At 65.9% G+C, this 13,623-nt stretch carries 9 protein-coding genes; 7 read left to right on the top strand and 2 right to left on the bottom strand.

Annotated elements, in window-relative coordinates; genetic code table 11:
- Positions 1 to 166 precede the first annotated feature (166 nt).
- Positions 167 to 955, bottom strand: a complete 789-nt coding sequence (locus ACVJ5M_RS36795; protein ID WP_063984864.1) for a thermonuclease family protein — start codon at positions 953 to 955, stop codon at positions 167 to 169.
- Between the two features lie 201 nt (positions 956 to 1,156).
- On the opposite strand from ACVJ5M_RS36795, the gene ACVJ5M_RS36790 reads away from it, so the two are divergent.
- From ACVJ5M_RS36790 to ACVJ5M_RS36775, 4 genes are all read left to right on the top strand, one after another.
- Entirely contained in the window at positions 1,157 to 2,755 is a 1,599-nt protein-coding gene (locus ACVJ5M_RS36790; RefSeq protein ID WP_063984863.1) for a GMC family oxidoreductase, read from the top strand.
- Between the two features lie 7 nt (positions 2,756 to 2,762).
- A complete protein-coding gene (locus ACVJ5M_RS36785; RefSeq protein ID WP_063984862.1) occupies positions 2,763 to 3,212 on the top strand; it encodes a gluconate 2-dehydrogenase subunit 3 family protein in 450 nt (149 codons plus the stop codon).
- Positions 3,213 to 3,318: 106 nt separating this feature from the next.
- Positions 3,319 to 4,338 (top strand): S1C family serine protease, encoded by a 1,020-nt coding sequence (locus tag ACVJ5M_RS36780; RefSeq protein ID WP_283018522.1) that lies wholly within the window; start codon positions 3,319 to 3,321, stop codon positions 4,336 to 4,338.
- A 59-nt stretch (positions 4,339 to 4,397) separates the two neighbouring features.
- Positions 4,398 to 6,128, top strand: coding sequence for an FAD-dependent oxidoreductase (locus tag ACVJ5M_RS36775; protein ID WP_063984860.1), 1,731 nt, complete (start codon positions 4,398 to 4,400; stop codon positions 6,126 to 6,128).
- A gap of 141 nt (positions 6,129 to 6,269) precedes the next feature.
- Here ACVJ5M_RS36775 and ACVJ5M_RS36770 read toward each other — a convergent pair whose 3' ends face one another.
- Positions 6,270 to 9,746 (bottom strand): indolepyruvate ferredoxin oxidoreductase family protein, encoded by a 3,477-nt coding sequence (locus ACVJ5M_RS36770; RefSeq protein WP_231144390.1) that lies wholly within the window; start codon positions 9,744 to 9,746, stop codon positions 6,270 to 6,272.
- A 164-nt stretch (positions 9,747 to 9,910) separates the two neighbouring features.
- Here ACVJ5M_RS36770 and ACVJ5M_RS36765 point away from each other — a divergent pair, with 164 nt between their 5' ends.
- The 3 genes from ACVJ5M_RS36765 to ACVJ5M_RS36755 all read left to right on the top strand — a co-directional run bounded on the left by ACVJ5M_RS36765 (position 9,911) and on the right by ACVJ5M_RS36755 (position 13,570).
- Positions 9,911 to 10,864: a hypothetical protein gene (locus ACVJ5M_RS36765; protein ID WP_063984858.1), complete on the top strand. Its 954-nt coding sequence runs from the start codon at positions 9,911 to 9,913 to the stop codon at positions 10,862 to 10,864.
- Positions 10,865 to 11,193: 329 nt separating this feature from the next.
- A complete protein-coding gene (locus tag ACVJ5M_RS36760; protein WP_063984857.1) occupies positions 11,194 to 11,898 on the top strand; it encodes a cysteine hydrolase family protein in 705 nt (234 codons plus the stop codon).
- 4 nt (positions 11,899 to 11,902) lie between these two features.
- Positions 11,903 to 13,570, top strand: a complete 1,668-nt coding sequence (locus tag ACVJ5M_RS36755; protein WP_354099399.1) for a regulator — start codon at positions 11,903 to 11,905, stop codon at positions 13,568 to 13,570.
- The last annotated feature ends 53 nt before the right edge of the window (positions 13,571 to 13,623 follow it).

The following is a 13,623-nucleotide window of genomic DNA, read 5'->3' as shown; positions in this document are numbered from 1 at the left end:
AGGGAGGAAACGCCCGAGCAAAGCAATCGGACCGAAGCCGGATTGCTGCCAAGGAACGCTCGCGCAAAGCGCTTGCGTACATATTAGATGTAGCAACCACCGAGAGAGTTCAATTCCGGATCAATACTGTCTCCGGCTACCGCTCACATGCTCGTGACGGGCTTCCTCATTTCGGCCGGCGGCAATTGTAGGCCTTGCGGAAGCCGGCGGCCTGCGCGTCGTCCTCCGAGCAGAACCAGCGGTCCGGCTTGGTGGTCGCGGGATAGCTTGGGCAGCCTCTCAAGTGATAGATGCCGATATTGCCGGTGACGCGCGCGCGCACGGCGAGCTTGCCCTTGATGCTGCAACTCGGCGGCATGGTCAGCTCCTCCGGAAACAGCGCCGCGCGGATTTCCTTGTCGCGGTCGGCGCGGCAGGCGGCGCCGAGCAGCGTGCCGTCCTTCTTGCCCATGCGGAATTCTTGCGGTGCAACAAAGCAGCCCTTCCAGATGCCGGCTGACGCGGTTTTGGCATCGGCCGCGGCAGCCTTGACGTTCGCCTTGATCGGCTCGCGGGCGATGGCATAGCCAAGCTTGACCAGCTGCTCGTTCAACGAGACCTTGTCGCCCTCGGCGGTGCAGATCGCCCGGTGCCGTTTGCCGAAGCTCTTTTCCGGCCCGACATCGTCACAGCGCACGCTGCGTTTGTTGATCAGCTTCGCCAGCTGGTCGCGGGCCTCGATGCCGCAGGTCCAGGGATCGGCGTGATCGTCGATGCAGACCTGGTCCAGCTCGGGCGCGTCGACGCCGTCGAGGCGGTAGGTGACGTCGCCGAGCTGGATCGAATTGGCGTCCCGGACGGTCGCGGCCGCCGTCAGCGCGGAGGCGGGCCCGGAAGAGGCCAGAAACCCGGACAGAGCGAGAAACGAAACAAGCGCGAAGGCGCGGGCGGCGGCAAATGAATTCCTAAAGGACATAACGTCTCGCTATCGATTGCTCTGGCGCCTCGTTCCTAGCATCCGGAGGTCGCGATACCAATGGTCTGCGCCCTGCGAAGTGCGACATTCGCGGGCCAGCCTTTACTGACCGGCCGGTCTGCCCCTATCGTTCGGCACGATCAAAAACCTGCGTAGACCGAATCGCCCTTGAAGCGGCGAGGGCGGGAGGAAGAAAGTTCGATGAAAGACCCCGTGGACGTCCTGATCATCGGCGCCGGCGCTTCAGGTGCCGCGATCGCGTGGTCGCTGGCCGAGACCAAGATGCACATCCTCTGCCTGGAGCAGGGCGGCTGGATGAACCCGGCGGAATATCCCAGCACGGGCCGCGACTGGGAGGCCAAGTTCTACGGGGAGTGGTCGTCGAGCCCGAATGTCCGCGGCCGGCCCGAGGACTATCCGATCAACGACGACAATTCGCCGATCAAGGTCGTCAACTACAACGCGGTCGGCGGCTCGACGGTGATGTACACCGCGCACTGGCCGCGGCTGCATCCCTCCGATTTCAAGGTGAAGACGCTCGACGGCGTCGCTGACGACTGGCCGATCGACTACGACGCGCTGACGCCGTTCTTCGAAGAGAACGACCGCATCATGGGCACGTCTGGGCTATCGGGCGATCCGCTGTCACCGCTGACGCATCCGCCGATGCCGCAGCAGCCGATGGGATTGTCCGGCGCCATCATCGGCAAGGCCATGAACAAGCTCGGCTGGCACTGGTGGCCGTCGGACACGACAGTCGCGACCACGGACTATGAGGGCCGCGCGCGCTGCATCAATCTCGGCCATTGCACGCCGGCCTGCGCCCAAGGCGCAAAGTCCTCGACCGACATTACCTATTGGCCGCACGCGATCCGTGCCGGCGTCGAGCTGCGCACGCATTGCCGGGTGCGCGAGATCACCACCGACGAGAACGGCATGGCCTCAGGCGCGGTCTATTACGACAAGGACGGCGTCGAGCAGTTCCAGCCGGCGCATGTCGTCATCATCGCCTGCAACGGCGTCGGCACGCCCCGGCTGCTGCTCAACTCGGCATCCAACCGCTTCCCGCACGGTCTTGCCAATTCGTCGGGCCTCGTCGGCAAGAACCTGATGTTCCATCCCTATGCGCAGATCTACGGCTATGTGAAGGAGCCGACCGACAGCAACCGCGCGCCGCCGACCTGCCTGTGGAGCAAGGAATGGTATGACACCGACCTGTCGCGCGGTTTCGTACGCGGCTACGGCGTCCAGTTCGTGCGCGGGGCAGGACCGGTGTTCGAGGCTGTCGTGAGCGAGCAGAGGGGCATTTTGCCGTGGGGCGCGGATCATCACCGCGTCTTCCGCAAGCTCAATGGCCATCGGCTGGGATTCTCCGCGATCTGCGAGGACCTGCCGGAGGAGCACAATCGCGTCACGCTCGATCCTGTCCTGAAGGACAGCCACGGCATTCCAGCACCGAAGATCGACTACTCGATCAGCGAGAACAGCCGGAAGATGATGGAGCATGCGCTCGCGCGCGGCCGCGAGGTTCTGGAAATGGCGGGGGCGACCGACATCTGCGTCAACTCGCCGATCCCGTGGGGCGGCTGGCATCTGCTCGGCACCGCGCGGATGGGCACCGACCCCGAACGCTCCGTCGTCAACGAATGGGGCCGCACGCACGACGTCAAAAATCTCTTCATCGTCGACGGCAGCATCTTCGTCACCTCGGGCGGCGTGAACCCGACGTCCACCATCCAGGCCCTCGCGCTCTACATCGCCGACCAGATGAAGCAGCGCCTCGCAAACTTGTTCGACTGAGGCCGTCATGTCCGCAGACAATCAACTCACGCGCGCCCAATGCAACGATCTCCGCACCATCGCTGCGATGATCGTGCCCGCCAGCGACGAGTACAAGGTGCCCGGCGCCGACGACCCCGCGATCCAGGCCGATATTCTGACGACGCTGGGCCGCGACACCAAATTGGTGGCGGCGGCGCTGGACCATCTGGCCCGGCTCGCAGGGCAACCGTTCGCCGAGCTCGATGCCGCCAGGCGCGATGCGGTGGCGCAGGAGTTCCGCAGCTCCGGCGGCGCGGCTGCCGCAACGCTCGTCCGCGTCGTCCTGCAATGCTACTACCGCGACGACCGGGTGCTGCGCTCGCTCGGGCTCGAGCTGCGCGCGCCGTTCCCCAAGGGTTACGTGCTCCCGGACGGCGACTGGTCGCTGCTCGACCCGGTCAAGGCGAGGGCGGGCACGCTGCGGCGGGCGCCCTAGCCACCTTGGTAGGTCAAGTCCTGACAGCCCAGCCTTGCGCCCCAGGCGGGTCCCTTGCGTTGGCAGGAACAGGCCACCATCTGTGTGAGCCTCAAGGACTCTTGCCATGCTGGATTTTACCTCAGACATCGTCGATGACGCCGCGTCATCGCGAGCGACAGCGTCTGCCCCGGTCGACGACCGGGCTCTGCTGGACGCCTATTCCAATGCCGTGATCGACGTGACCGACCGTGTCGGCCCCGCCGTCGTGCGCGTCGAGACCGGGCCAAAGGTGCCGAACGGCCGCGAGCGCGGCGGGCTCGGCTCCGGCATCGTGATCTCGCCGGACGGGCTCGTGCTCACCAATAGCCACGTGGTCGGTTCCTCCAGGGAGATCCGGCTGCGGGACGTCGAGGGTAACGTCGGTGAGGCCCGCGTACTCGGCGTCGATCCCGACACCGACCTTGCGTTGCTGCGCGCCAATGGTGTGCGCGACTTGCCCTATGCCGCGCTCGGCAACTCCAAGACCCTGCGGCGCGGCCAGCTCGTGATCGCGATCGGCAATCCGCTCGGCTTCGAGTCGACCGTGACCGCCGGCGTGGTCTCGGCGCTGGGGCGCTCGATCCGCTCAGTGAGCGGCCGCACCATCGAGGACGTGATCCAGACCGATGCTGCGCTCAACCCCGGCAATTCCGGCGGGCCGCTGGTGTCGTCGAATGCCGAGGTGATCGGCATCAACACCGCCATCATCAATGGCGCGCAAGGCATATGCTTCGCGGTCGCCAGCAACACCGCGCAGTTCGTGCTGTCGGAGATCATCCGCCACGGCTATGTCCGCCGCGCCTTTATCGGCGTCGCCGGGCAGACTGCACCGGTCCCGCGGCGGCACGCGGTACTGGCCGGCGTCGACAACAAGATGGGCGCGCTCTTGATGCAGATCGAGCCGAATGGACCGGCGGCGAAGGCGGGCCTGTTGCCCGGCGACGTCGTCATCAAGCTCGATGGTGTCGATATCAACGGCGTCGACGATCTGATCCGCGTGCTCGACCGCGACCGGATCGGCCGGCGGCTCGCCATGGACGTGCTGCGGCTCGGCCGCTTGCGGGCGATCGATATCGACCCGATCGAGCGCAAGCCGGCGCGCTAGCGTTGGTGCCTCCGGGCGAGGTATGACGGCGTCATGCCTCTTTCCCGGACCCTTGCCGCATGATGCCGGCGCATGAGACCTACGATGTCATTGTCGTCGGCGCTGGCGCCGGTGGCATGACGGCCGCGGCGGTGGCCGCCGCTGAAGGCTTGCGCGTGCTGGTGATCGAGAAGACGGCGTTCGTCGGCGGCACCACCGCCTGGAGCGACGGCATGGTCTGGATCCCCGCCAATCCCAAGATGAAGGACGTCGGGCTGTCCGACAGCATCACGGACGCGGTCCGGTATCTGTCGAGCACGGTGCCGGAGCCTGCCAATGCCGGCCTGCGCGCAGCCTTCCTCGCGCGCGGGCCGGAGGCGGTCGCCTATCTCGAAGCCAACACGGAAGTGCGCCTCCAGCCGGTGAAAGCCTGTCCGGACTGTTATCCGGAGCGGTTGGGCGCGACATCAGGCGGGCGCGTGCTGGAGCCGGTCGCGTTCGACGGCACCCGGCTCGGCGCGCCTTTCGCGCGGCTGCGCGCGCCGCTGCCGGAGCTCACGCTGTTCGGCGGGATGATGGTCAACCGCCTCGACATCCCGCATCTGCGCCGGGCCGGAAAATCGTTGCGTTCGACCCTGCGCGCGGCGCGGCTCGTTTCGGAATACGCGTTGCAGCGGCTACGCAATCGGCGCGGCACGACGCTGCATCTCGGCAACGCGCTCGCGGCGCGGCTCTATGCCTCGCTGCTGGCGCGGCAGGTCGAGATTCTCTTCTGCGCCGATGTTGAGGACTTGTCGATGCAGGGCGATCACGTCGGCGGCGTTGTCATCCGCCACGGCTCCCGCGACCGCCTGATCTCAGCGCGTCGCGGCGTGGTGGTTGCGACCGGCGGCTTTTCGCACGACGCTGTGTTGCGCAAACGCTTCTTCCCGGCCGCGGCTGGTTTCGTCTCGGCGGCCAGCACCGCTGGCACTGGCGACGGGCTCCGGCTTGCGGCCACGGCCGGTGCCGCGCTCAACACGGAGGCGACGAGTCCGGCCTATTGGGTGCCGGCCTCGCTGTTCCGTCGCGACGATGGCAGCCGTGGCGTTTTTCCGCATACGGTGACCGACCACGCCAAGCCCGGCGTGATCGCCATCAACGCGGCCGGCCGTCGCTTCGTCAACGAGGCGCAGTCGCACCATGAGTTCGTGCTGGCGATGTTGCGCGACGGCAATGGCGAGCCGGACCGGCCGTTTTATCTCGTCTGCGACCGTCAGTTCCTGTGGAGCTATGGCCTCGGCCGCATCAAGCCGTTTACGCTCAACCTCCGGCGCTATCTGGCGAGCGGCGAGTTGCTCAAGGCTCCAGACATCGCGCAGCTCGCGGCGAAGATCGGCGTCAATCCGTCCGTGCTCACGGCGACGATCGCTGGTTACAACGTTGATGCGAAGCAGGGCCGCGATCCCGAATTCGGCCGCGGCAGCACCATCTATCAGCGCCACCTCGGCGATGCCACGCACAAGCCCAATCCCTGCGTCGCGCCGATCCTCCGCGCGCCGTTCTTCGCGATGCGCATCCATCCGGCCGATCTCGGCACGGCCATCGGCATGAAGGTGGATGCCCAGGCGCGCGTGCTGCGCGAGGACGGGGCCCCGATCGCAGGTCTCTACGCCTGCGGCAACGACATGGGGTCGATCATGAACGGGAATTATCCGGGGCCGGGGATCATGCTCGGGCCCGCGCTGACGTTCGGGTATATCGCGGGGCGGCATCTGGCGGAGGGTGGTGCGGCGCGTGAGACGGCTGCCGGCGTGTCAGCTTCGGTCTAGCCACTACCTCCACCGTCATGCCCCGCGAAGGCGGGGCATCCAGTACGCCGCGGCCTATCGATTCAACCACAACCGCCTCGGAGTACTGGATCGCCCGCCTTCGCGGGCGATGACACCGAGAATGAGGCGACAGCACCCCCGCTACTCCGCCGCCGCCGCAAAGCGGCTGTTCTCCAGTTCGGCCTCCAGCCGCGCTGTCTCGGCCGCCGCCAGCTTGATATTGGCTTCCTTGACGTGCCCGAAGCCGCGGATCGTCTCGGGCACGCGGGCGAGCCGCGCCAGCAGCGGGATCTGCTCCGCCTTCAGCCCGGCCATCCGCTGGTCGATCATGCCGAGATAATCCGCGACCAGCTTCCGTTCGGTCCGGCGCTCCTCGGTGCGGCCGAACGGGTCGAACGCGCCGCCGCGCAGGACCTTCAGCTTGGCGAGCAGGCGGAAGGCGTGGATCATCCAGCCGCCGAACTCCTTCTTCTGAAGGTGTCCGGTGGTCTTGTCGCGCTGCGCGAAGATCGGCGGGGCGAGGTGGTACTTCAGCGTGAAGTCGCCGTCGAACTTCTCCGACACCTTCTTGGCAAAGCTGCCGTCGGTGTAGAGCCGTGCAACCTCGTATTCGTCCTTGTAGGCCATCAGCTTGAACAGGTTTTTGGCGACCGCCTCGGTGAGCTCCGTGGACGCGGGCGAGACTGTGCTCTCTGCCTTGCGCACCTTGGCGACGGCCGTGCGATAGCGGTCGGCGTAGGCCTTGTCCTGATAGCCGGTCAGAAACTCCGCGCGGGTCGCGATCACGTCGTCGAGCGACTTCGTCGGCGCGGAAGCGCGGCTCTTGAACTGCAGCACGCTGCGCACGCGCGACATGTCGTGGGCGGCCAGCCGTCCCCAGGTGAAGGCCAGCTTGTTCATCTCGATCGCCGCGCCGTTGATCTCGATGGCGCGGAGCAGGGCCTCCAGCGACAGCGGGATCGCGCCCTTCTGGAAGGCGAAGCCGAGCATGAAGGGATTTGTCGCGATCGAGTCGCCCATCAGGGCCGAGGCAATGCCTGTCGCGTCGATGATGTCGAGGTTCGTGTCGCCGACGGCGTCACGCAGCACGGTCTGCATCGTGCCCATCTCGAAGTCGAGATCGGGATTCTGCACGAAACTCGCGGTCGGCTGCAGGTCGGCGTTGATGAACGCCTTCGTCACCCCGCGTTCGGCACGGCTCAGCGCGGAGGGACCTGCCGAGACGATCATGTCGCAGCCGAGAATGACGTCGGCGCCGCCGGTGGTGATGCGGACCGCGGAGATGTCCTCCGGCCTCCGTGCAATGCGGACATGGCTCATCACCGCGCCGTTCTTCTGCGACAGGCCGGTGAAGTCGAGCGCCGAGCAGCCGCGGCCGTCGACATGGGCGGCCATGCCGAGCAGCGCGCCGATGGTGATGACGCCGGTGCCACCGATGCCGGTGACGAGGATGTTGTACGGCGCCTCGAGCTCGCGGGCAGGAGGCAGCGGCAGGTCGGCGAACAACTGTCCGGAATCGACCGCCGACGTCTTCATCCGCTTCAGGCTGCCGCCGTGCACGGTGACAAAGCTCGGGCAGAAACCCTCGACGCAGGAAAAGTCCTTGTTGCAGTTCGACTGGTCGATCTGGCGCTTGCGGCCGAACTCCGTCTCCAGCGGCTGCACCGAGACGCAGTTGGAGGCCTGCGAGCAGTCGCCGCAGCCTTCGCAGACCAGCTCGTTGATGAAGGCACGCTTTGCGGGATCGGGATAGAGCCCGCGCTTGCGGCGGCGGCGCTTTTCGGCTGCGCAGGTCTGGTCGTAGATCACGACCGTGAGGCCCTTGATGTCACGCAGCTCGCGCTGGACGGCGTCGAGCTCGCGGCGGTGATGGATGGTCGCGCGCTGCGGGAAGTAGTTGCCTTCCGGATACTTCGTCGGATCGTCCGATACGATCGCAAGTCGCTTGACGCCCTCGGCCCAGACCTGATGCGCGATCTGCGCGACGTTGAAGGCGCCTTCGGCGGGCTGGCCGCCGGTCATCGCGACCGCGTCGTTGTAGAGGATCTTGTAGGTGATGTTGATGCCGGCGGCGGAAGCCGCGCGCAGCGCAAGTAGGCCAGAATGGGTGTAGGTGCCGTCACCGAGGTTTTGGAAGATGTGCTTCTCGGTGGTGAAGGGCGACTGGCCGATCCAGTTCACGCCCTCGGCGCCCATATGCGAGATCAGATCGGTACGGCGGGTCGGCATGCTCAAGGCCATGCCGTGGCAGCCGATGCCGGCCATGGCGCGGCTTCCCTCGGGCACGCGCGTCGAGGAGTTGTGCGGGCAGCCCGAGCAGAAGAACGGTGTGCGCGCGAGCTTGATCTGCGTGCTTGATGTGACGGGACTGTCGAAGGCCTCGAGCCGGGCGAGGCGTTGCTCCAGCACCGGGCTGTGATGCCCGAGCTTGCGCAAGCGTGCCACCAGCGCGCCCGCGACGATGGTCGGCGTCAGCTCGCCCTCGCTCGGCAGCAGCGGCGCGCCGCGCTCGTCGCGTTTTCCGGTGACCGTCGGCCGCCTGGAGGCATCGATATTGTAGAGGATGCGCATCAGCTGGTCTTCGATGAAGCCGCGCTTCTCCTCGACCACCAGCACGTCCTGAAGACCTTCGGCGAAACGCTTGGCGCCGCTTTCCTCCAGCGGCCAGGTCAGTGCGACCTTGTAGATGCGCAGGCCGAGGTCCTGCGCCTCCTTGTCGGTGATGCCCAAATCGGCCAGCGCCTGGCGCAGATCGAGATAGGCCTTGCCGGTCGCGAGAATGCCGAGCCGTGCCGGCTTGGAATCGAGCACGATGCGGTCGAGCTGGTTGGCGCGGGCAAAGGCCTGCACGGCGGCCATCTTCGGGCCGAACAGGCGCCTCTCGGCGTCCAGCGGCGGATCGGGCCAGCGGATGTTGAGGCCGCCGGGCGGCATCTCGAAATCATCGGGCAGCACGATCTTGATGCGCTCGGGATCGCTGTCAATCGAGGCCGAGCTTTCCACGGTCTCGCTGATCGCCTTGAAGCCGACCCAGCAGCCGGAGAAGCGCGACAGCGCAAAGCCGTAGAGGCCGAGGTCGAGATAATCCTGGAGCGTTGCCGGATTGATCACGGGGATCAGCGCCGCCGCGAACACCTGCTCGCTCTGATGCGCCAGCGTCGAGGACTGGCAGCCGTGGTCGTCGCCTGCGAGTGCCAGCACGCCGCCATTGAGCGAGGTGCCGGCCGCATTGGCATGTTTGAGCGCATCGACCGAGCGGTCGACGCCGGGGCCCTTGCCGTACCAGATGCCGAACACGCCATCGACCTTGGCGCCGGGAAACAGGCCGACCTGCTGGCTGCCCCAGACGGCGGTCGCAGCCAGGTCCTCGTTCAGGCCGGGGACGAAGGCGATGTCGTGCTGCTGGAGGTGCGACTTCGCGCGCCACAGCGCGTGGTCGTACATGCCGAGCGGGGAACCACGATAGCCCGAGATGAAACCGCCGGTGTTGAGGCCCTGAAGCCGGTCGCGTTCGCGCTGCAACATGGGCAGCCGAACCAGCGCCTGCGTGCCGGACAGGAAGATCCGCTTCGATTCGAGCCGGTATTTGTCGTCCAGCTCGACCTGCATCAGCGTCATTTCAGGAGTCCTCGTCTCTCGTTCGGCGTGGGGGTTTGCGCTGCGGGAGGGATAGCGGCGGCGCGACGCGAATTGCGACAGTCAAGAGCATGGGCCGGCGAAGTCAATACGGCTAGCCGCATCCGTGGCGCTCCTGCTAGTCATGGCTGCCTGTGGAGGACACCATGGCTGCAAACGCATTCGACACCGAGATTACAGAGACGGCCGAGGCGCTGATTGGCCCGTGGCGCCAGCCGCGCCAGATGCTTCACGCGCAAGTCTACGACGCGCACGCCTCGATCCACGACGATGCCACCGCGCAAAAGCTCGGCTTCAAGGGCGGCACCATCGAAGGCCCGACACATTTCAGCCAGTTCGCCCCGCTCGGCGCGCGGCTGTGGGGGCAGGCCTGGTTCGAGAGCGGTTGCCTGTCCGCGCATTACCGCAACGCCTGCTTCGAAGGTGAGGAGGTGCAGGCGATGCTGTCGAAGCCGCTGCCCGGCACGAGCCAGTGCCAGATCCAGATGGTCAAGCGCGACGGCACCGAGGTGCTGCGCGGCACGGCCTCGGTCGGCGAACCTCATGCGGCGACCGCGCTCGAGGCGCGCCTCACCGAGCTCAAGCCGCTCGCCGATCCCGTGATCCTGCGCGATGTGAAGGTGGCGCAGACCAGCAAACGGCAGACGGTGCGGATGGCGTTGGACCAGAACATGGGCGACCTCTATCCGTTCTCTCTCCGGCAGAAGCTCGCCGTCATCACCGAGAACTCGCCATATTATTCAGGCGCCGACAATCCGTGGGGGAAGGCCATCATCCCGATGGAGATGTTGAGCGTACTCTTCCAGTACCGTTCCAAGGACGATCCGCTGCCGGCGAAGGGGCCGGCGGTCGGCCTGTTCGCGGATCAGGAGATCAGGCTGATCAAGGGGCCGCTCTTCGTCGATGAGGAGTACGAAATCGAGCGTGAGGTTGTCGCGCTCTCCGGCAGCCGCCGCACCGAGAGTGCCTGGATTAAAACGCGCGTGTTCGGCAAGACGGGCGCGGTGGTGGCCACCATGCTGCTCAACATGGCGACGCTGAAGGATTCGTATGCGCCGTATGAGATGGAGTATCGGCAGCTGTACGGCACGGGGCGGTAGCGCTACGGCCTCCGCCGTCATTCCGGGGCGCGCGCAGCGCGAACCCGGAATCCACTTTCCTCGCGTACTGCGGCCCGATGGATTCCGGGCTCGACGCTGTCGCGTCGCCACGGAATGACGGCGAGCGAGTCCGTCGCTGCCCGCTCATCCTTTAAGCAACTGCACGTCGCAAAGCCGTCGCACAGGGAATAAGCAGCCGTCAGCCGCTGACGTAACCTTCTGAGTGCGCAGCAAATTCTCTCGCGGCCTGTGCCCCACCGCTATTGTACACAATGGCACGGCGTTTGCAGAACTCCTGGCAAAGAGAGTTCTCGCGGGGGCCTTGAGTTATGTTGAACTCAACCAAGCCGACACTGGGCGTCATCAGCGCCGAGCCCGAGCCGATCAGGCTCGACTGGCCTGCCACCGCACTTCTCATCATCGACATGCAGCGGGATTTCATGGAGCCGGGCGGCTTCGGCGAGACGCTTGGCAACGATGTCAGCCAGCTCGCGCGCGCGGTGAAGCCGATCGGCGCGGTGCTGAAGGCGGCGCGTGACACCGGCATGCTGGTGATCCACACGCGCGAGGGGCATTTACCTGATCTGTCCGACGCGCCGCCCGCAAAAGTCGAGCGCGGCGCGCCGTCCTTGCGCATCGGCGATCCCGGCCCGATGGGGCGCATTCTCATTCGCGGCGAGGCCGGCCACGACATCATTCCCGAGCTTTATCCGCTCGACAGCGAAGTCGTGATCGACAAGCCCGGCAAGGGTGCCTTCTACGCCACCGAGCTCACGGACGTGCTGGAGAAATACGGCATCGAGAACTTGCTCGTCTGCGGCGTCACAACGGAAGTGTGCGTCAACACCACCGTGCGCGAGGCCAATGACCGCGGCTATCGCTGTGTCGTCATCTCGGACGGCTGCGCATCCTACTTCCCGCAATTTCACGAGATGGGCCTGAAGATGATCAAGGCCCAGGGCGGCATCTTCGGCTGGGTCGCGGACTCAGCCGCAGTACTGGAGGCAATGAAGACTTCGACCACACAGGGGTAATGTCATGAGCACATTGACGGGGACGGCCGGTAAATCTGATCTGAGCAAGTCCGAGTTCAAGCCGGCACTATGGACATCGGGCGACTGGAACGCGTTCTTCGGCTTCGGCACCAACATCCTCGTCAACATGCTGGTGCTCACGGGCCTGCTGCGCTTCGTCCTGAAGATGCCTGATAGTCTCGTGTTCGGCCGCATCCTGCCCGCGCTCGGGCTGATGATGTGTCTCTCCACCTTCTACTACGCGTATCTCGCCTATCGGCTGGCGCAGAAGACGGGCCGTAACGACGTCTGCGCACTGCCCTCGGGCGTCAGCGTACCGCACATGTTCATCGTCACCTTCGTGATCATGCTGCCGATCACGATCAAGACCGGTGATCCGCTCAAGGGCTGGTCGGCCGGCCTCGTCTGGGTGTTCTTCCAGAGCTTTATCCTGATGATCGGCGGCTTCATCGCACCGTTCATCCGCAAGATCACGCCGCGCGCGGCGCTGCTCGGCACGCTCGCCGGCGTCTCCGTCACCTTCATCTCGATGCGTCCGGCGTTAGAGATGTACATGACGCCGCAAATCGGCCTGGTCTGCTTCGCCATCATCTTGGTGAGCTGGTTCGGCGGCGTGAAATATTGGCGCGGCATTCCCGCAGGCCTCGTCGCGATCGCGGTCGGCATGGTCATCGCCTGGGGCTCGAACCTGTTCGGCCTCGGTCTCGGTGGGCTGAGCGTCAAGGGCGTCGGCGACGCTTTCGCGAACTTCGGCTTCTCGGTGCCGATTCCGGCGATAGGCTATGTCTTCTCCGGCTTCGAATTCCTAGGCGTCATCCTGGTTACCGCCATTCCCTTCGGCATCTACGACCTCGTCGAGGCCATGGACAATGTCGAGAGCGCGGAAGCGGCCGGCGACGAATATCCCACCACGCGGGTGCTGACCGCCGACGGCGTCGTCAGCCTGATCGGCTGCCTGATGGGCAACCCCTTCATCAACGCCGTCTATATCGGTCATCCCGGCTGGAAGGCGATGGGCGGCCGCATCGGCTATTCGGCTGCGACCGGCATCATGGTGGTGGTGCTGGCCTGGTTCGGCATCATCTCGGTGCTGCTGGCACTGGTGCCCGTCGTCGCGATCTCGCCGATCCTGCTCTATATCGGCATGCTGATCGGCGCGCAGGCGTTCCAGACCACACCGGTCAAGCACGCGCCCGCGATCGTGCTGGCGCTGACGCCGCATCTTGCTGCCTGGGCCAAGCTCCAGATCGACACGATGCTCGGCTCGACCATGATGGCGGCGACCACTGTCGGCGGTCTCGCCGCCGACAAGGCCGACGCGGTCAAGGCCGCGGCGATCGCAGCATTGCCACAGCAGGGCGTGTTCTATCACGGCTTAGAGGTGATGGGCGGCGGCTCCATCCTCGGCGGCCTCATCCTGGGTGCGATCGGTGTCTTCATCATCGAGCGCGACTTCGAGAAGGCCTCGGCCTTCGCGCTGGTCGGTGCCGTGCTCACTTACTTCGGCTTCATGCATGGCGAGGCCGTGGGTATTGGCGGCGGCTTCGGCGTCACGCCCGCGGTGGCGTTCGCCTACGCGGTGATGGCGGCGGGACTGTTTTCCGCCAGCAAGCTCGGCGCCACCGAGCGCTACGCCGCCCATCCGGAGATGCACGCCGCGCCGGCGGAGTAGGCATCGGCCAGTATTGATCGCCGCCGGGTGACACCATGTCGCCCGGCGGCGTT

This window comes from Bradyrhizobium sp. S3.7.6 (assembly GCF_054061875.1).
Note: the sequence above shows the minus strand (reverse complement) of the source record. Positions and strands in the feature narration are given on the sequence as shown.